16 protein-coding genes are annotated in these 18,674 nt (G+C 68.5%); 10 read left to right on the top strand and 6 right to left on the bottom strand.

All coding sequences use genetic code 11. From position 1 onward, the window contains the following. From KF837_44605 to KF837_44595, 3 genes are all read right to left on the bottom strand, one after another. Positions 1 to 251: hypothetical protein (locus tag KF837_44605; GenBank protein MBX3234457.1), on the bottom strand; the 251-nt coding region annotated here is incomplete at its 3' end. 83 nt (positions 252 to 334) lie between these two features. Next, the gene (locus KF837_44600) at positions 335 to 1,696 is read right to left on the bottom strand and encodes a sigma 54-dependent Fis family transcriptional regulator (protein MBX3234456.1); all 1,362 of its coding nucleotides are present in this window, start codon (positions 1,694 to 1,696) and stop codon (positions 335 to 337) included. Between the two features lie 22 nt (positions 1,697 to 1,718). Next, entirely contained in the window at positions 1,719 to 2,318 is a 600-nt protein-coding gene (locus KF837_44595; GenBank protein MBX3234455.1) for a hypothetical protein, read from the bottom strand. Between the two features lie 667 nt (positions 2,319 to 2,985). Between KF837_44595 and KF837_44590 the strand changes: the two genes are divergently transcribed. Beyond that, positions 2,986 to 3,462 carry a hypothetical protein gene (locus KF837_44590; protein MBX3234454.1) on the top strand — a complete coding sequence of 159 codons (477 nt, stop codon included), beginning with the start codon at positions 2,986 to 2,988 and terminating at the stop codon, positions 3,460 to 3,462. Between the two features lie 628 nt (positions 3,463 to 4,090). Here the strand turns inward: KF837_44590 and KF837_44585 are convergent. Next, the gene (locus KF837_44585) at positions 4,091 to 6,106 is read right to left on the bottom strand and encodes a serine/threonine protein kinase (protein ID MBX3234453.1); all 2,016 of its coding nucleotides are present in this window, start codon (positions 6,104 to 6,106) and stop codon (positions 4,091 to 4,093) included. Positions 6,107 to 6,207: 101 nt separating this feature from the next. Between KF837_44585 and KF837_44580 the strand changes: the two genes are divergently transcribed. From KF837_44580 to KF837_44540, 9 genes are all read left to right on the top strand, one after another. After that, complete coding sequence (locus KF837_44580; protein ID MBX3234452.1) at positions 6,208 to 7,245, top strand: hypothetical protein; 1,038 nt, start codon at positions 6,208 to 6,210, stop codon at positions 7,243 to 7,245. A gap of 65 nt (positions 7,246 to 7,310) precedes the next feature. Further along, complete coding sequence (locus KF837_44575; GenBank protein ID MBX3234451.1) at positions 7,311 to 8,258, top strand: chromate resistance protein; 948 nt, start codon at positions 7,311 to 7,313, stop codon at positions 8,256 to 8,258. After that, a complete protein-coding gene (locus tag KF837_44570; GenBank protein MBX3234450.1) occupies positions 8,255 to 9,586 on the top strand; it encodes a TolC family protein in 1,332 nt (443 codons plus the stop codon). Before KF837_44575 ends, KF837_44570 begins: the two co-directional genes overlap by 4 nt. Continuing rightward, a complete protein-coding gene (locus tag KF837_44565) occupies positions 9,586 to 12,696 on the top strand; it encodes an efflux RND transporter permease subunit (GenBank protein ID MBX3234449.1) in 3,111 nt (1,036 codons plus the stop codon). Before KF837_44570 ends, KF837_44565 begins: the two co-directional genes overlap by 1 nt. After that, positions 12,693 to 13,745, top strand: coding sequence for an efflux RND transporter periplasmic adaptor subunit (locus tag KF837_44560; GenBank protein ID MBX3234448.1), 1,053 nt, complete (start codon positions 12,693 to 12,695; stop codon positions 13,743 to 13,745). The genes KF837_44565 and KF837_44560 overlap by 4 nt, the downstream gene beginning before the upstream one ends. Continuing rightward, entirely contained in the window at positions 13,742 to 14,410 is a 669-nt protein-coding gene (locus KF837_44555) for an ABC transporter ATP-binding protein (GenBank protein MBX3234447.1), read from the top strand. The genes KF837_44560 and KF837_44555 overlap by 4 nt, the downstream gene beginning before the upstream one ends. Beyond that, positions 14,400 to 15,689 (top strand): hypothetical protein, encoded by a 1,290-nt coding sequence (locus KF837_44550; protein MBX3234446.1) that lies wholly within the window; start codon positions 14,400 to 14,402, stop codon positions 15,687 to 15,689. Before KF837_44555 ends, KF837_44550 begins: the two co-directional genes overlap by 11 nt. An 8-nt stretch (positions 15,690 to 15,697) precedes the next feature. Continuing rightward, positions 15,698 to 16,444 (top strand): hypothetical protein, encoded by a 747-nt coding sequence (locus KF837_44545; protein MBX3234445.1) that lies wholly within the window; start codon positions 15,698 to 15,700, stop codon positions 16,442 to 16,444. A gap of 229 nt (positions 16,445 to 16,673) precedes the next feature. Continuing rightward, positions 16,674 to 17,426, top strand: coding sequence for a M20/M25/M40 family metallo-hydrolase (locus KF837_44540; GenBank protein ID MBX3234444.1), 753 nt, complete (start codon positions 16,674 to 16,676; stop codon positions 17,424 to 17,426). A 16-nt stretch (positions 17,427 to 17,442) separates the two neighbouring features. On the opposite strand, the gene KF837_44535 is transcribed toward KF837_44540, so the two are convergent. Further along, positions 17,443 to 17,694: a hypothetical protein gene (locus KF837_44535; protein MBX3234443.1), complete on the bottom strand. Its 252-nt coding sequence runs from the start codon at positions 17,692 to 17,694 to the stop codon at positions 17,443 to 17,445. Next, positions 17,691 to 18,674 (bottom strand): hypothetical protein (locus tag KF837_44530; GenBank protein MBX3234442.1); only part of this gene is annotated, 984 nt, incomplete at its 5' end. The genes KF837_44530 and KF837_44535, both read right to left, overlap by 4 nt.

Raw genomic sequence — 18,674 nt, 5'->3', positions numbered from 1 at the left:
GGGTCGGCCGTCTGCTCGCAGTCGATGCCGACGTAGAGAGACGTGTCGTCGTAAAGAACGCGAAAGCTCGTCTTCTCCGCCGGAGGACGGCCCTCGTTCGGAAACTTCTGAACGAACGACTCGGTAAGGGCCGCATCGGACCAGACGCCGTCGTCGAGGCGTCCGTCGATGACCGGCGGAGAAGCGGCGCGGCTCGCGGCGGCGTGCGGCGTGGCGAGCTCGGCGAGGATGAGAACGAAAGGAAACGGCACGACAGTCGTGCGCGCCGGAGCAAGCTCCAGACCAGGGCGAACCCACGATTTCTCGGCGGATCGCCGTCACCTCGAGGTAACAGTCACTCCGGCTCGCGCCCTTCGACTCGCTTGAGGAGCTCGTAGAGATGCTTTCGGCTGAGACCCGCCGCGTCCGCCGCGCGCTGCACGTTGCCGGGATGACGCTTTCGGAGCGCCGCCACGTACGCGCGCTCGAACGCCTCCACGAGCTGCGCCTTCGCGTCCTTGAACGGCATCGGCTCGGCGACGCCTGGAAACTCGAAGCCGATCGTCGCCGGGGCCGCCGTCGCCGGTCCGACATTGAAGACGAGATCCGTGAAGCGGGCCGGACCGTCGGGGCCCGCGCCGAGCGCCACCGCGCGCGCGAGCGTGTTCTTCAGCTCGCGCACGTTGCCGGGCCACGCGTACGCGGCGAGCTTCTTCAGATTCTCACCTTCGATCCGATCGCCCGGCGGAAGATCGTTTTCGAGCAGGCGCTCGACGAGACCCGCGATGTCATCGGGCCGCGCGCGGAGCGGAGGCATGCGGACGCGCACGACTTCGAGGCGATACAGAAGATCGGCGCGGAAGCGACCGCGCTGCACCTCGGCATGCAGATCGCGGTTCGTCGACGCGATGACACGCACGTCGATCTTGCGCGGCGCGTCCTCACCCACCGCCCGCACCTCGCGGTTCTCGAGCGCGCGTAGGAGCTTCGGCTGGAGATCGAGCGGCAGCTCGCCAAGCTCGTCGAGGCAAAGCGTGCCGCCGTGCGCGCTGCGGAACGCGCCCGGTCGATCGGCGGTTGCGCCCGAAAAAGCGCCCTTTTTGTGGCCGAAGAGCTCGCTCTCGGCGAGGTCGGCCGGCACCGCGCTGCAGTCGAACACGACGTACGGACCGGAGGCACGGCGCGATGCACGATGGATCGATCGCGCGACGAGCTCCTTTCCGGTTCCGCTCTCGCCTTCGACGAGCACCGTCACGTCGCTTCGCGCGACTCGCTCGAGGATGGCAAAGATCTCACGCATCGCGAGCGACTCTCCGTAAAGGTCACCGAACGAACGCGCGTTCGAAGGCGGCACCTCGCGAATGCGCCAGCGGAGCTGCACCGCGACGAGGCTCTTGCCGATGCGAAGCACCGAGCCGATCGGGAGCTCGGCTTCGCGGATGCGGGCCTCGCCGACGAACGTGCCATTCCGGCTCTCGAGATCGGTCACGACGATGTTGCCGTTCCCGATGGCAACGCGTGCATGTCGCCGCGACACCGCTGGATCCGAGAGGACGAGCGCGCAGCCGGGCTCCGCGCCGATCTCCGACGGTCCGTCGATCGGCACCTCCGCGCCGGCGTCGGGTCCATCGACCACGACGAGCTTCAGCGCCACGGGCGTCCCGGCCGCTTCGCCGTCGCCGATGTCGACCGTGTAGCCGAGGGAGCTTCCGGACATCGGCTTCATTCTGCCTCAATTTTCATTCACACGAGTCGAAGTACCAATTCGCCTTTTCCACGAGCTCCGAGTAGTCGGACACGCACGAGGTGACGGTGCCGAAGCCGTCGCCGACGTAATAGCTCTCGAACTGCGCGCAGCCGCGCTTCTCGATCGAGCCGAACTGCACCTTGATGCCGGCGCCTTCGCGCGCGACGCGGACGAAGCGGCCGTAGCCACCTTCGTAGGTGTTGTGATCGGCGATCATCTCTTGGAAGTCGCCGGCCTTGAACACGCCGGGCGACCCGTACGGCTGCGCGTCGAGCCGCGGGCCACGACCTTCGACCCAATTCACGCGGCCGGTCCACCCCGAGAGGATCACCTCCGTCGCGCCGTACGCGGAGCTGACCGCGCCAACGCGATTGAGGTAGTCGATGATCTCCTTCTTCTTGATCACGAGCTGCAGATTGCGCCGCTCGCCGCCGTTCACGTCGAGCACGGCCGCGCCGTCGTTGCACCGAAGAAGCGGCTGCCAATCGTCGGTGATGGCGGCTTCGGTCGACCCGGACGTCTCCTCGGGAGAGCTCGCGGCGCAGCCGACGGTGACGAGAGAAAAGAGCGAAAGGAGGACAGCGCGGTTCATGATGGTCGCGGCGCTGAGCAGGCTTCGTGCCGGGCGGAAAACGCGCTGATTTCGCGGTCACTGTTACCTGGAGGTGTCACTCGGAAGCGTCCGCCGCGGGAAGTCCGAGCGGCACGGTGCGTGCTGCCTCGCCCGCGCATGGTTCGACGAACGATCGCCGTCGCGATCCTCGCCGCGTGCGCGAGCGCCGGCGAAGGAACGGAGATCGCGCTGCCCGGCGGCGAACCGGGGATCGGCTTCGATGATCTCCGCTGGTCGCCCGAGCTCCGGCGCGTGATCGTTCCGGGCGGCCGCTCCGGAAACGTGTACCTCGTCGATCCCGACACGCGGGCGGTCGCGACGCACGGCGGCTTCTCCGCGCTCCCGAGCTACGAAGGCGGCCACGACGACGGACCGACCTCGGCCGACGTGGGGCGCGGCCTCATGTTCGTCACGGATCGCCACGGATCGCACGTCGAAGACGCTCCACGTCGTCGATGCAAAGTCGGGCGCTCCGCTCGCGACGGCGCCGCTCGCCGCCGGGCCCGACTACGTCAGGTGGGTCGCGGCCACCGGCGAGCTCTGGGTCACGGAGCCGTCGGGGAGTCAGCTCGAGATCTTCACGCTCGAAGGCAACACGCCCCGCTCCATCGCGATCATTCCGATCGAGAACGGACCGGAGTCGCTCGTGATCGATCCGATGCGCGGCCGCGCGTACACGCATCACTGGCAAGCCCGCACCATCGCCCTCGACGTGCACACCCGAAGCGTCGTCGGCGATTGGCCGAACGGATGCGCGGCGTCGCGCGGGATCGAGCTCGAGCCCGAGCACGGCTGGATCCTCGCCGGGTGCTCGGAAGGGACGCTCAGCGTGCTCGATCCGAGCGACGGTCACGTCATCGATGCGCTCGCGTCGGGCGGCGGCTACGACGTCATGGGCTACGCGCCGACCATGCGCCATGCGTTCCTCGCCGGAAGCGCGTGCGGATGTCTCTCCGTCGTCGGACTGTCGATGACCGGAAAGCTCGATTTTCTAGGGCGGTTCGATGCGCCTTCGGCGACGCATTGCGCGGTGGCCGACGATCGAGGCCATGCATGCGCGTGCGCTCCGTCCGCCGGCGGGCTCGAGCGCTTCGATGATCGGTTTCCGTCGAGGCGACCGTGAAGCGGCGTGCGTTCGCGCTCGTCCTCGCGTTCGCGTCGGCGGCCCAGGCCGAGCCCGTCGTCGACGCCGGCGTGCGCGCGGGCCTCGCGCTGCCAGTAGGCGCGTTCGATCGGGCGACGCGGGCGGGCGACACCACGTTTGGCGGAACCCCACTCGGCCTAGACCTCGCGCTCGCGCTCGATCCGCAGGCGCGCTGGCGCGTCGAGCTCGGCGTCCTCGGTCTCTTCACGCCGACGACGCCGCGTCTTTGTGGATCGACGAGCGAGTGCATCTCGAGCTTCGGTCGCGATCTCGAGCTCGATGTCCTCGCGCGCGTCCGCGGACCGGCGCGGGGAAGGCTGTCTCCGGAGGCGGAGCTCGCGTTCGGATGGTCGTGGTCGGTGCGCCGGATCGACGACTCCGATCAGGTATCGACGCGGCGATGGAGCGGTCCCGTCTTGCTTCGGGCGGCGGCGGTCCCGACCCTTCGTCTAGGACGTTCGACGCGGCTCGGCCTCGTCATCGGCGGATCGCTCGCGCGAAGCTCGTCGTTCGAGCTGTCCGCCCCCGGTGTCGAACGGCGCGGTCTCTCCGGCACGGCGTTTTCACGGCACGTTCGAGATCGGCGTGCGCTTCGGGCTCGATTTCTTCAACGCGGCGGCGCCATGACGAGGAGGCGCCCATGGACGGGATCGCAGATCCAGATCGCGCCCGAGGGATCGAGCGTGGCACACGCGGCGCCTTTTTGCGTCGTCACTTCGAACGCGAGGCTCGGGACGCCATCGCGGTCGAACGCGATCGCCGCCATTTTTCCGGCCTCGGCGCTCGGCGCGTAAAGGAGGCCCCGCGTCGGGTCGAGCACCAGCGCATCGATGCCGGGGTGGTAGTCGACCTTTCCGAGCAGCCGATAGCCATGGGAGAGATCGATCGAGGTGACCCGCCCCTCGACGCACGCGACGAAGAGGAGCGCACGTCGTTCGTCGATCGCGAGCGTGCGCGAGCCCTCGCAGCCGTTCGTGAACGTGTTCCGCACTTTGTGCGTATGCAGATCGATCGTGCTCGTCTGGCCCTTCCACAAATTCGTGAACGCGCGCGTTGCGTCGAACGCGACGAACTCGGGCCCACCCGGAACCTCGATCGGCGACGACGGGCGAAGCTCCTTCGCGGCGGCGTCGAGCGTGAACACTTCGATGCGTTCGATGTCGGGTTCCGTCACCCAGACCTCGCCGTTCGTCGGCTCGTACCGCACGTAATCCGGGACGCCGCCGAGCGGATGCGTAGAGAGGATGCGGCGTTCCTCCGGCGCCACGAGCGCGACGGTGCGCGTCGAGCGATCGATGACCGCGAGGAGTCCGCCCGCCATCGCGGCGGAGGTCGCGCCTTGCGTGTGACCACCTTTGCCGGTGGGCGATCGCGTGAAGCCGGAGATGACGTCGAGCTTTCGCGACTCCGGATCGAGCAGCGCGACCTCGCCGAGCTCGCCGGCGGGGATGACGACGCGCTTCAGCGAGGGCGCGTACGAGAGATCATCGAAGCCGACCCCCGCGGGATCGAGCGTGACGGCCGGCTCGGCGACCATTTCCGTCTTTCGCGCGCGCCAACGGATAACGACGACCGCGCCGATGACGAGGATCGCAACCAGCGCGAAGAGAGGCCACCGCCGTCGCCGCGGCACTGGCGCCGTCGTTATCGCCACCTCTTCGGTGACACGCTCCGGCTTCTTTTCCAGTGGGATCCGCGCCGACGAAGGCTGCTCCACCCGCACCGCCGCCGCGCGCGCGATCCGCGAGACGCGATCCGCGCGATCGGGGATCTCGGCCGCGTCCGCAAGCGCGCGCGCGAGCTCGACGACGCTCGCGAATCGATCGGCGGGGTCTTTCTCGAGGCATCGATCGATCACGTCGTAGAGCGGCTCCGGCAGCGTGGGATGCAGATCGCGGAGCGAGCGCGCGCTCTCGCCCGTGATCTTCGCGGCGAGGGCGGCGAGGTTGTCGGCGACGAACGGAAGCTCCCCCGTCAGGACGTAAAAGAGAACGACGCCAAGCGACCAGATGTCGGAGCGCGGGCTCGCCTCTCCCGCGCTCGCGAGCTGCTCCGGCGCCATGAAGCTCGGTGACCCGAGGATCGCGTCCGCGGCGGTGACAGAGAAGTCCTCGCCCGCCTTCGCGATGCCGAAATCGAGCACTTTGATGCGATCGGTGCCTTCCGCGCTCTTCGTGACGAAGAGGTTCGCGGGCTTGAGATCGCGATGCACGATCCCGAGGGCATGGGCCTCGGCGATCCCTTCGCAGGCCTGAAGCGCGTAATCGATCGCCTCCGCCGGCGAGAGCGGTCCGTCGCGCCGGACGCGCGTCTCGAGGTCGGTGCCGCTCAAGTATTCCATCACGAGGAACGGATCGCCTTCCTCGGTCTCGTCGACGTCGAGCACGCGGACGACGTGATCGTTCCGCAGCTTCGCCGCAGCGCGAGCCTCGCGCGCAAAACGCGCGACGACGTTCGGCCGCGCGCGCGCCGCAGGACGGAGCATCTTGAGCGCGACGCGCTGTTCGAGCTTCACATGGGTGGCGAGCAGGACAATCCCCATGCCGCCTTCGCCAAGCGTGCGCTCGACCCGGTATTTCCCGCGAAGGACAGTCCCGCGCGTCACCTCCAGCGCCGTCGTCATCGACGGGGAGAGGATACGCGATAGGAGTGTCACCTCCAGGAAACAGCATCCCGTTTTTGCGGGCTTTCTTGGTTGGCACGGCACGAGCTTGGGCGCTCGGCATGCGTGCTCCCTTCCTCCTCGCCCTTGTCGCTCCCGCCCTCGTCGCCGGGTGCGGCCATGCGCAGCGTGACGCCGCCGGCGGCGCTGAATCCGGCGCGGTCTCCGACGCCCGCCTTCCGCTGAGCCTCGTCCGTGACGTCGAGCTGCCGGGACGCGCGAACCGCTTCGACTATCAGGACATCGACTCTTCGCGGGGGCGCCTCTTCATCGCGCACATGCACGACAACGCGCTCGTCGCCGTCGATCTCGCGGAGGTCAAGGTCGCCGGCGTTGTTCCGAATATCCCGACCGCGCGCGGGGTCGTGGTCGCCCCCGAGATCGGCCGCGTCTTCGTGACGGCGCTCCCGAATCAGGTCGTGATCGTCGACGCGGCATCGCTAGCGGAGGTCGGCCGCGTGACAACCGGACGTGGGCCCGACGGCATCGCGTGGGATGGGCGCGACGAGATCGTCGCCGTCTCCGATCAATCGGACGGCGCCGTCTCGCTGCTCCATGACCGCGGCGTCGGCGCTCGCATGCGCGTCGTCGTCGGGGCCGAGACGGGCAACGTCGTGTACGACGCGACTCGTCACGCCTTCTGGGTGACGGCGGAGCGCTCCGATGGTCCCGATCAGCTCGTCGGCATCGATCCGATCGCCGCGACCGTCACGACGCGCATCGATCTTCCCGGCTGCGAAGCGGCGCACGGCCTCCGCCTTCATCCCGACGGTCAGAGCGCGCTCGTCGCGTGCGAAGGGAGCTCGACGCTCGCGCGCGTCACGCTCGACGGTGGCCACGCGATCGTGACCGCGCGGACCGGCAGCGGGCCGGACGTGCTCAGCATCGATCCCGGGCTCGGCTGGCTTTATGTGGCGGCGGAGAGCGGAGACCTCACGGTGTTCGATCTCGGCGCGCCCGGTCTCGTTAAGATCGACAGCGAGCATCCCGGCGACAACGCGCACACGGTCGCGGCGGACCCGTCGACGCACCGCGTGTACTTCCCGCTCAGCGTCGGACCGAATGGGAAGCCGGTGCTGCGCGTCATGGCGCCGCGCTGAGCGTACAGTTGCGAGAATTAGATAGCATAGCGATGTAGCAACTGTGTTATCCGGACGGCGCTTCGATGAAGCCGTCGCGTTGGCTGCTCCTGATCCATCAAATCCCGCCGAGCCCGGTGTACTTCCGGGCTCGCGTGGGGCGCCGGCTCGCGCGGCTCGGCGCGGTCGCGATCAAGAACGCGGTGTACGCGCTTCCCGCCGGTGACGCCGCGCGCGAAGGTCTGCGCGGTCTCGCTCGGGAAATCGCGGAGGATGGCGGCGAAGCCACCGTGTGCGAAGCGGTGCTCGTCGAAGGCTTGTCCGATCGCGACGTGAAGGCGCTCTTCGTGGCGGCGCGCGAGAAGGACTACCTCGCCATCGCGCAGGAAGCGCGGCAAGCCGCGAGCAAACGCGGCGTCGACGCGGCGGCTGAGCTCGCGCGGCAGCGAAAGCGGCTCGCTGAGATCGTCGCGCTCGACCATTTCGGCGCGCCCGGTCGCGCCGAGGCGGAGGCAAGCCTGCGCCTCCTCGCAGAACGCGTCGCGCCGGACGACCATCCGGACGTGCGCACGGCCCGTCCCGCCGGCAAGGTGCGACTCTCGGACTACCAGCGAAAGACGTGGGTGACGCGCAAGGGCATTCACGTCGATCGCATTGCCTGCGCGTGGCTCGTGCGCCGGTTCATCGATCCGAAGGCGCGGTTCCGTTTCGTGTCGCCGGACGGCTTCCGCGCGAAACCCAACGAAGTGAGCTTCGACATGGCCGACGCCGACTTCACGCACGTCGGCGACCGTTGCTCGTTCGAGACGTTCGTACGGCGCTTCGACCTTCGCGTACCGGGCTTGAATGCGATCGCCGAAATCATTCACGACCTCGATCTGAAGGACGCGAAGTTCGGTCGGGTCGAGGCGGCCGGCGTCGGGGCGCTGCTGGCCGGAATCGCGGCAGCACACCCGCGCGACGAAGACCGAATCGAAGCGGGCTCCGCACAGCTCGATGCGCTGCTCGCCGGGTTCGCAAGGAGCCGAGCATGAAGCGCATCGTGCTCGCGATCGCGTTGCTCTTTGCGCCGTCCGTTGCGTCGGCCGCGGAGCCGCGCGCGATGACGCTCGACGAGGTCGTGACGACCGCGCTCGCGCGACATCCGCGCCTTCGGGTGACCGGCGCCGACGAGGCGGCCGCGAAGGCTCGCGTCACCGAGGCAGAGTCGAATCGGTTGCCGGACATCGGCGTCAGCGTCGAGATCAATCGTTCGTCGTCGAACACGATTCCCGGCGCGTTCGTGCCGATCATCGGCTTCGCGCCGATTGCCGGACCGACGCGCGGGCGATCGCTCGAGGCGGGGACGTGGCAGAGCGGCGCGAGCCTCTGGGCCTCGTGGGACGTGCTCTCGTTCTCGCGGCAAGCCGCGGCGATCGACCTCGCGCTCGCGACGGAGAAAGAGGCAGCCGCGGTGACGGCGGCGCAAAAGCTCGACATCGCGTACCGCGCGGCGGATGCGTATCTGCTCCTCCTCGAAGCGGAAACGGCGGTTCGCGCGGCAAAAGCGAACGTCGATCGTGCGCAGACCCTCGCGACGGTGACGAAGTCCCTCGTCGATCAGAGCTTGCGGCCCGGCGCCGACGCGGCGCGCGTCGAAGCGGAGCTGGCCAACGCGGGCACGCTCGTCGCGCGCGCGGAGCAAGCCCGCGACATGCGGCGCGTCGCGCTCGGCGAGGCGATGGGCGATCCGACGCTCGCCGTCACACCGCGCGAGCCGGAAGCCGGCGGCGCTCGGGCCGCGGTCGTTCATCCCGAGATCGCGCGAAGCGAGGCGGCCATCGTTCGCGCGGAAGAAGCGCGGAAGGTCGTGAACGTCGAGTATCTGCCGCGGCTGGATCTCGTCGCCGCGCTTTGGATGCGCGGCAGCGGCATCTTCGACAGCCCCGCGAATGGCCTCGTGGCTGACGTCCCAAATTGGCTCGGCGGCGTGACCCTCACGTGGTCGCTCTTCGATTTTCCTTCCATCCGCGCTCGCGCGAAGGTCGCCAGTGCCGCCACGCGCGCGGCGGTCGCCAGGCGCGATGAGGTGGCCCTCTCCATCGCATCACAGCTCGCGACGGCCGAGGCTGGGCTGAAAGGCGCGCAGGCGATCGCGCAGCAGACGCCGAAGACGCTCGCGTCGGCGAAGGCGGCCGAAGAGCAAGCGGCGGCGCGCTTCAAGACGGGGCTCGCGCCGGTGGTCGATCTCGCGGACGCACAACGGCTCCTCACGCAAGCCGAGATCGACGACGCGGTCGCGCGGTTGGAAGTAAAGCGCGCGCTGCTTTCGATCGCGCGCGCGTCCGGCGACATCGGTCCGTTCCTCCACGGGGCGCGCTGATGTGGCTGGTCCGACTCGCCCTCCGGCGCCCGCTCACGATCGTCGTGCTCGTCATCGCGCTCCTCTTCGGCGGCGGCCTCGCGCTGCGGAAAGCGCCCGTCGACATTTTCCCGAGCCTCGGCGTGCCCGTCGTCTACGTCGTGCAGCCGTACGGCGGCATGTCACCGACGCAGATGGAGGGCCAGCTCGTCGGCTATTACGAGTACCACTTCCTCTACATCAACGGCATCGAGCACATCGAATCGCAGTCCATCCAGGGGATGGCGATGCTCAAGCTGTATTTCCATCCGGGCACCGATATCGCGCAGTCGCTCTCGCAGGTGACGGCCATGGCCTTCCGCGCGACCTCGTTCATGCCGCCCGGCACCCTGCCGCCATTCATCGTGCGGTTCGACGTCGGCTCGGTTCCGGTCGGTCAGCTCGTCTTCTCGAGCGACACCCGATCCGGACAAGAGGTGCAGGACGCCGCCCTCTTCAAAGTGCGACCACTCCTCGCGACGATTCCGGGCGTCTCGGCGCCGCCGCCGTCGGGCGGCAAGGTTCGCATGGTCGTCGCGTACGTCGATCCGGAGCGCCTTCGGGCCTTCGATCTGTCGACGGACGAAGTCGCGACCGCGATCGCGAAAGGAAACCTCACGCTTCCCGCCGGCAACGTCCGCATCGGCGGCAAGACCCGCATCGCCTCGACGAACGCGATGGTCGAATCGGTGAAGGAGCTCGAGACCCTGCCGCTTCGAGGCGGTGCCGGAGTCCCCGTGCTCCTTCGCGACGTCGCCCGTGTGGAGGACTCGAGCGACGTGGTCACCAACGTTGCGCTCGTGAATGGGCGCGACACCGTCTACATGCCGCTGACCAAGCTGCCGGATGCGTCGACGGTCGACGTCGTCGCGAAGATCAAAGCCGCGCTGCCGAATCTCCGCGCGCAGGTGCCGGACGACGTCCATGTCGACTTCGAGTTCGATCAATCCGTTTATGTAAAACGCAGCGTTAACGCGCTGATGCTCGAGGGCGCCCTCGGTGCACTGCTCACCGCGCTCACGGTCCTCTTCTTCCTCCGGAGCTGGCGCTCGGCCCTCATCGTCGTCCTGACGATCCCGCTCTCGATCGTCGCGGCGGTGATCGCGTTGCGGCTCGCCGGGCACACGATCAACATCATGACGCTGAGCGGGCTCGCGCTCGCGGTCGGCATCCTCGTCGACGAGGCAACGGTGGCGATCGAGAACATCCACACGCATCTCGCGCGCGGAAAAGGCGCGTCCCGCGCGGTCGTCGACGCGATGACGGAGGTCATGCAGCCCCGCCTCCTCGCGATGCTCTGCATCCTTGCCGTGTTCATTCCCACGTTCTTCCTCGTGGGCGTCGCCCGGGCGCTCTTTCCGCCGCTCGCGCTGGCGGTCGGCTTCGCGATGATCGCCTCGTACGTGCTGTCGAGCACGGTAGTGCCGGTCCTCGCGGCGCGCCTGTTCGCGAACGTCCGCACGGCCGAGCATCCGGTTCGCGCGGAACGCTACGGTCGGTTCATCGGCGGTGTGACGCGTGCGCCGTGGATCGCCCTTGCCGCGTATCTCGTCCTTTGCGTGCCGTCATTCATGCTGGCGTCGCGCGTGGGGACGGAGCTCTTCCCGCGCCCGGACAACGGCCAGCTGCAAATGCGCGTGCGCGCGCCCGCCGGAACGCAGCTCGAACGCACCGTCGACATCGTGCGCGGCGTCGACCGCGCGATCCGCGATGAGGCCGGTGCCGATCACGTACGGATGACGCTCGCGAACATCGGCAACCCGGCGTGGACGTATCCCGTCAACGCGCTGTACGTGTTCAACGCAGGCCCCCACGAGGCGATGCTCATGGCGCAACTTCAGGGCCACGGGCGCATCGGAGTCGCGGACCTCGAAGAGCGGCTGCGACAGCGCCTCGCCAAGGACTACCCGGACACGAGGTTCTCCTTCGAGGCGGGCGATATCGTCTCGCAGGTCCTGAGCGTCGGCTCTCCCACGCCGATCCAGGTCACGGTATCGGGCAAGAACTTGAAGGAGACGCGTGCTTACGCCCAGCGCGTTCGGGACTCGCTCGCGAAGATCGATCAGCTCCGCGACGTGCAGATCCCCGTCGCGCTCGATTACCCCACGCTCGCGATCGATATCGACCGAGAGCGGGCCGGACAGTTCGGCCTCACCGTCGACCGCATCGGGAAGTCCCTCGTCTCCGCGACCTCTTCGAGCGCGCTCACGACCCCTATTTTCTGGACGGATCCGGTCTCCGGCGTCGGCTATCGCGTGCAGCTCCGCGTGCCGGAAGCGCGTATGGGATCGCTCGATGACCTATCGTCGTTGCCGATCGTGCAGGACGGCTCGTCGCGCGCGTTCGTCCGCGACGTCGCGACGATCCGCGAAGACGTGACCCCCGGCGAGCTCGATCACTACAACAGCCAGCGGGCCATTCACGTCACCGCCAACGTGCGCGGCGGCGATCTCGCGCGCGCGACCGACGACGTGGAAGAAGCGCTCGCTCGCGCCGGCGATCCTCCAAAAGGCGCCAAGGTGGCGCTCCACGGTCAGGCGGAGCAGATGCGGGTCACGCTCGCGAGCCTCCGCGAAGGCCTCGGACTCGCCGTGGTGGTCGTGCTGCTCCTCCTCATGGTGAGCTTCCAGTCGATCCGCGAGCCGCTCGTCGTGCTCTCGACGACGCTCGCGGCTCTGAGCGGGGTCATCGTCGCGCTCTTCATCACCGGGACGACGCTCAACGTTCAGTCGATGATGGGCGCCATCATGGCCATCGGCGTCTCGGTCGCGAATGCCGTCCTTCTCGTCATCTTCGCCAAGGCGCACCGGCGCGAAGGCGCCTCGGCCGCGGACGCGATGATCGCCGCTGCCAAGGGGCGCGTTCGCCCCATTCTGATGACGACGCTCGCGATGGTCGCCGGCATGATCCCCACCGCGCTCGCGATCGGCGAGGGCGCCGAGCAATCCGCGCCGCTCGGACGCGCGGTCATCGGCGGGCTGCTCGGCTCGACGCTGGCGACGCTCGTCTTCGTGCCGGCGCTCTACGTGCTCATCGGCAAACGTGGTCTCGCCCGAGCGCCATCCCTCGACCCGGACGAGGTCACCGCATGAAACGTGCAGGATGCATATTGCTGCTCATCGCCGGGTGCAGCACGAAGCACGAGGCGCCGCCCGCGCCGAGCGATGCCGCGGCGCCCGTGCCGACCGTCGACCTCGTGCCGGTCACCATGAAGACGCTCGACCTGGTCGTCCCGCTCGAAGGCGAGCTCGCGCCGTACGAGCGCGTCGCGATCTACGCGCGCGCGAACGGCTTCGTGCAGCGCGTGCTGGTCGACCGCGGCACGAAGGTGAAGCAAGGCCAGCTCCTGGCGACGCTCTCGGCGCCGGAGCTCGGCGCACAAAGAGCAGAGGCGGAGGCGAAGCTCGCCGGCGACACGAGCACGTACGAGCGGCTCAAGGCGGCGTCGGCGACGCCGGGCGCGGTCGCCGGTCACGAGGTTGAGGTCGCAGAGGCCTCGATGAAGGCGGACCAGGGCCGGCTCGACGCGATCCGCGCGCAGGAGCAGTACCTCACGTTGACGGCGCCCTTCGACGGGGTCGTGACCGAGCGCGGCGTGCATCCCGGCGCGCTCGTTGGACCGCAGGTCGGATCGTCCGCGCCGCCGCTCCTCAAGATCGAGCAAGTGCATCTGCTCCGGCTCACGGTGCCGGTGCCGGAGACGTTCGTCGGTGGCATCGCGGATGGCGCGGAAGCGACGTTCGCCGTCCGCGCCTTTCCCGGGGCGAAATTCAAGGGCGTCACGAAGCGCGTGGCCTCTTCCATCGATGCGAAGACGCGATCGATGCCCGTCGAGCTCGACGTCGACAACGCCGATGGTCGTCTCGCGCCGGGGATGTTCGCGACGGTGTCGTGGCCCGTGAAGCGCACCACCCCGACGACGTTCGTGCCCGCTGGCGCCATCGGCCAATCGACGGAGCGAACGTTCGTGGTACGCGTGAAGGACAAAGTCGCCGAGCAAGTGCCGGTGCAGCGCGGCGCGACGCAGGGCGATCTCGTCGAGGTCTTCGGCGCGCTCGAGCCGACCGACACCGTCGCCGCGAAAGCGAGCGAGGACCTTCGCACCGGCACGCGCGTCGAGGTGCGGGCGAAGAAGCCGTGAGCCTCCGGATCGAAGGGCTCACCGTCGCGCGCGGCGGACGCGCCGTCGTCGAGGAGGTGACGTTCGACGTCCCGAGCAGCGGGATCGTCGCGATCGTCGGACCGAATGGCGCGGGCAAGACGACGCTGCTCGAGGCGATCGTCGGGCTCCTTCCGTCTCGCGGCCGTGTGCATCACGACGGTGCCGAGCTCCGTTCGTTTCGCGAACGCGCCGCCGTGTTTTCGTTCATGCCGGATGAGGCGCGCCTCCCAGAGGAGGTCCGCGTCGCGACGCTGCTTCGCGACGCCGGCGGCTTCGGCGTCGCGGGACTACGCGCGCGTCGCGGATCGGAGCTCTCTCGCGGAGAAGCGAAGCGCGTGTGGCTCGCGCTGACGGCCGCGCTGCGGCGGCCGGTGGCAGTCCTCGATGAGCCTTTCGGCGCGTTCGATCCGCTGCAGCTCGAGGATCTCCTTCCCGCGTTTCGCGCATCGGTGACGGGCGCCATCGTGACCGTGCATCAGCTCGCGACGGCGGAGGCGATCGCGGATCAAATCGTGATCCTCGCTGGTGGACGCGTCGTCGCGTCCGGAACGATGGCGGAGCTGCGCACGCGCGCCGGCTTGCTGGACGGCTCGCTCGATCAGGTGTTCCGCACGCTGCTCGGAAAACGGTCCGATGCGGCGTGACCTCGCCATCGCGTTCGGCGCGCGCGTGACGTGGGCGGTGGCAGCGCTCGCCGCGCTCATGATCGGCCACGGCTTCGTGCTCGCCCTCGGCATCTTCACGTCGACCTCGCGATCCGCAGGCACGATCATGACGCGCGAGCTCGATCCGCTCGCGGCCATCGTGCGGCCGACGTTGGGCGGCACGGAGCTGGCGACGGCGGTGCTCGTTCCGATCATCTCGGCGCGCGTGCTCGCGGTGGAGAAGGAGCGCAACACGTTCGGCGCGCTCGCGATCGCGCTGGGCGGTGCGGATCGGTTGCTGCTGCCGAAGCTCGCGGCTTCCGTGGCCGCGGCGTTGCTCGTCCTCGCCCCGCCGCTTTCGCTCTTCGTTTATTACGTCGTGGCCGGCGGGCGCCTCGATGCGGCGGAGTCGGTGGTCGCGTTCTTTGGACACTTCCTCCATGTCGTGCTGATCGCGACGATCGCGGTCGCGGCCGCGGCGTGGACGCGGACCCTCGCGCAAGCCACGACGTTCGCGCTCGTCGCATCGATCGCTTCGTGGAGCATCGACGCGAGCGATGGCTTCGCGGCGCTCGCGTGGCTCTCGCCGCTCGAATCGTTCGCGGTCGGCCGGCAGCTCGCGCCGTTCGAGACCGGGATCCTGCGCGACGGCGCCGTCCTTTGGTTCGTCGCCGCGATCGCGGGCGTGGTCGTTCTGGCTTGGCTCGGGCTCCGCTTCGATCTTCGTCTTCGCAAGCTCTACGCGTTTGCCGTGATCGCGACCACGCTCGTCGTGCTCGCCGCCACGAGCCGCGTGACGCGCGCGCACGACTGGACGGAAGCCGCGCGTGCATCGCTGCCGCCCGCCGCGATCGCGGAGCTTCGCTCGCTGGGCGCGCCGATCGAGGTGACGGTCTGGCTCGATCGCGACGACGCGCGCCGCCGCCAGCTCCAACGCGACACGTTGACGAAGCTGCAGTTGGCGCGCTCCGACGTGGGCATCGTCTTTCCGCTCGACGCGCGCGAGTCGTCGCCCTTTGCGCACGACGAGGACTACGGGCGCATCGTCGTCCGCGTCGGTGGTGAGACGCGCGAGACGCGCTCGACGAGCCGGCGCGAGATCGTCACCTTGATCTTCGAGGCCGCGGGTCGACCGCTGCCGAATTGGTCGCAGCCCGAATACGCGGGCCATCCCTTCGTGGGACCGGCGCGCGGCGCGAGCGTGTTCGCGTATCTGGTGCTGCCTTCGCCTTTTCTCGTAATGGGATGGGCGATCCGTCGCCCGAGGAGAGTCCGATGATGCTTCCATTGAGTCGCCAGGTCTGCCTGGTCGTGCTGTTCCTCGCGTGCGATCGACCGAGCCCGGCACCGCAACCAGCGCCGGCATCCGCATCGGTACCGGCACCACCACCCGCTCCCGTCGTCTCCGCCGTCGCGAGCGCCGCGCCCGAGCCGACGCTCGCCTTCGAGCCCGTCGTCGGCGATTGGAGCCTCGGTGAAGCGGCGGGCGTGAAGGGCACGCTCGTCGATGGCTCGAAGTGGCGCGACGGAACGCCGTCGGTGAACCTCGCCGATCAAGCGAAGCGCCTCTATGGCGAGCGCTACGCGGAGTTCCTCGATGGCGTGAAGACCTTCGCGTTCTTCCCGCTCGCGATCGCGAAGGATCCGCCGCCCGAAGGCGACCTCCGCATCCGCGTCCGCTTCTACCCCATCGCGGGCAAGGTCGATCAAGCGGCGGGCATTGCGTTCGCGATCGCGCCGGACGGCAGCTACCTCGGCGTGCGAGCCAACGCGCTCGAGGACAACATCCTCTTCTTCAAGGTCGTGAAGGGGAAGCGCACGGTCTTCGACAACGTCCGCAACGTGCCGACGCCGTCACGGACATGGCACACGCTGACGCTCGATATTCGCGGGAAGAAGATCACGGTCGACCTCGACGGCACGAAGCGCTTCGAGAAGACCCTCGAGACGGCGCCGGCGGGTCGCATCGGGCTGTGGTCGAAAGCGGACTCGCAGGTGCTCTTCGACGCTTTCGAAGCAACGAAGCTTCCCTGAACGTCGCCGACCCGCCCAAGAGTTTGCGTTGCGGCCGATTCGGCACTACGTGCATCCCGTGTCTTCACGGCTCCGCGGTTCGGCTCTCGCGCTCGTCGTGGCCGTGCCGTTCGGGTGCGGCGAACGTGAGATCGCCGAAAGTGGAGAGTCAGGAAGCGACGTCACCGCTTCGAGTTGCACGGTTCCGGCGTTCGACGACGCGGCGACGACCGCGTCGCAGCAAGAAATCGTGGCGAAGCTCGCCGGCGCCGCGGAGATCGCGCCGGGCGTGAGACTCTCCGACCGCGCGTCGCCCAGTCATCGGCGAACCTCTCGTGTCTTTCTCGGAGAGCAGCTCGCCGCGCTCGGGCTCGAGCCGCACGAGCACGCGTACGGTACCGGCGCCAACGTCTACGCCGAGCTTCCGAGCACCACCGGCGGTGAAGAATGGCTCGTCGTTGGCGCGCACTTCGATACCGTCGCTCGGAGCCCGGGCGCGAACGACAACGCGACGGGCGTGGCCCTCGTTCATGGTGTCGCGCAATATCTCGCCCGGCTGCCGTGCCGTTCCCGCAACGTCGCGTTCGTGTTCTTCGACCAAGAGGAGATAGGCCTCGTCGGGAGCAAGGCCTATGCGAACAAGCTCGCGGCCGATGGTGTGGTGGTCCGCTCGGTGCACACGATCGACCAGATGGGTTGGGACTCGAACGGTGACCGGCTCATCGAGCTCGAACGGCCCGACGCGGGGCTCGCGGACCTTTACCGCGCGGCCGCGACGGAGCTCGGCGTCGCCACACGCATCGTCGTGACCTCGACGTCGTCGAGCGATCACTCGTCATTCCGTCCGCGCTTCCCCGCCGTCGGTGTGACGGAGGGTTACCGCTCCGGCAACACGTCACCCGATTACCATCGTCCCACCGACACGTTCGACAAGGTCGACTTCGCCTATCTCGACGCGACGACCGCGCTCGTAGCGCGCGTGATCGCCAACCAGCTTCGCTGAGCTCCGGCGCAGGCCATCAAGGCTGGAAGTCCTCGGGCACGGCCCCCGTGTTGACCAGCTCCTCGGTGCACGAGTTTTTTCGGCTCGAGAAGTAGTACCAGTGGAAGTTGTCCTGCTGAACGCGCTGGCCGGCGGCGTCCGTGATGGTGCGCCCGCGCGGCGTCACGAACGCTTCGCCGGGATGCAGCCAGCGCACGGTGACGACATCGCTGAGGCCATACGAGAATCCGCCCGACGGAAGACCGGAGCGCGTGAACGGGTTGGTCATCGCCGCGCCGACCACGAGCGGCCCGGCCTCGAGGTCGTTGACGATCGTCTCCGCGGAGTCGCCGATGTAGTGCCAGCCGCCGCCGGACGCGACGCCGTACTGCGCCTCGAGAGCTCGGGCTGGCGCGCTTCGAAGCAGGTGTACATCACCTTGAACGCGTTCGGTCGCTCGTCCGCGACCCACGTCCAGCCTTGTCCTACGCCCGTCGTGAGCATGCCGCCGCTCGCCGGAAAGCGGGCGTGGATGTCCTGCGGGTTATAGGGCGACGGCTGCGTTCCCTGACCATTGTAGCGCCCCGAGAAACGGTGCGTGGCCAAGCGCTCGTAGGGCGTCTGCGTCGGGTTCGTCTCGTTCTGGACGCTGATGCCCTCGCGATCGAAGACGTTGCGTCCATCGGAGAAGCTGACGTTCTTCGCGCGGAGCTCGCTGATCTTTCGAACGGGCATGCGGAACCAGAGGGGGAACCAGTCGTTCCATCCCTTCGGGTGGACGACGACGGCGGCGTTCGAAGTGAGCGACTCGAAGCCGACCTCGGCCGCGACGATCCACTCGGCTTCGAAGTCGCCGTCCGCGGTTCGCACGATCGGCAGATCGACGGTCTTCCGCCCGTTCGCGTAATACACGACCTCGAACGACGTGGCCGCGAGCGCCATCGAGCGGTCGAAGCGAATGATCGCCTTTTTCGGCGCGTTTTCGAAGCTCACGAGCGTGGCGACGACCGGCGGACGGTCCTTTCGCTGCCATCCGCCCAACGTCGCGAGCGCGTTGAGCTGGCCATCGCCGAACTCCGAAAACTGACTCGAGACCATGGACGCAGGCACCGCGACGACGGCATCCGTGACCCCGGGCATCGCCCACGCGCGATTGAGCGCATCGCTCGTCGCATTCGCCAGCGTCGCTTCGGGACGCCAACGCGAAGCATCCGTTCCGCCCCACGGAACGAGGTCGCCGGTGCCGCCGGGATGAGGAAGGACGGGGGG

Origin of the sequence: Labilithrix sp. (genome assembly GCA_019637155.1) — a bacterium.
Lineage (GTDB): Bacteria > Myxococcota_A > Polyangia > Polyangiales > Polyangiaceae > Labilithrix.
This window is presented reverse-complemented; position numbering and strand designations above follow the sequence as displayed.

Excerpts from the sequence above, each read along its gene's own strand:
- KF837_44560 (MBX3234448.1), top strand. The coding sequence starts at position 12,693 with ATGAAACGTGCAGGATGCATATTGCTGCTCATCGCCGGGTGCAGCACG.
- KF837_44570 (MBX3234450.1), top strand. The coding sequence starts at position 8,255 with ATGAAGCGCATCGTGCTCGCGATCGCGTTGCTCTTTGCGCCGTCCGTT.
- KF837_44535 (MBX3234443.1), bottom strand. The coding sequence starts at position 17,694 with ATGACCAACCCGTTCACGCGCTCCGGTCTTCCGTCGGGCGGATTCTCG.
- KF837_44580 (MBX3234452.1), top strand. The coding sequence starts at position 6,208 with ATGCGTGCTCCCTTCCTCCTCGCCCTTGTCGCTCCCGCCCTCGTCGCC.
- KF837_44600 (MBX3234456.1), bottom strand. The coding sequence starts at position 1,696 with ATGTCCGGAAGCTCCCTCGGCTACACGGTCGACATCGGCGACGGCGAA.
- KF837_44575 (MBX3234451.1), top strand. The coding sequence starts at position 7,311 with ATGAAGCCGTCGCGTTGGCTGCTCCTGATCCATCAAATCCCGCCGAGC.
- KF837_44595 (MBX3234455.1), bottom strand. The coding sequence starts at position 2,318 with ATGAACCGCGCTGTCCTCCTTTCGCTCTTTTCTCTCGTCACCGTCGGC.
- KF837_44550 (MBX3234446.1), top strand. The coding sequence starts at position 14,400 with ATGCGGCGTGACCTCGCCATCGCGTTCGGCGCGCGCGTGACGTGGGCG.
- KF837_44565 (MBX3234449.1), top strand. The coding sequence starts at position 9,586 with ATGTGGCTGGTCCGACTCGCCCTCCGGCGCCCGCTCACGATCGTCGTG.
- KF837_44585 (MBX3234453.1), bottom strand. The coding sequence starts at position 6,106 with ATGACGACGGCGCTGGAGGTGACGCGCGGGACTGTCCTTCGCGGGAAA.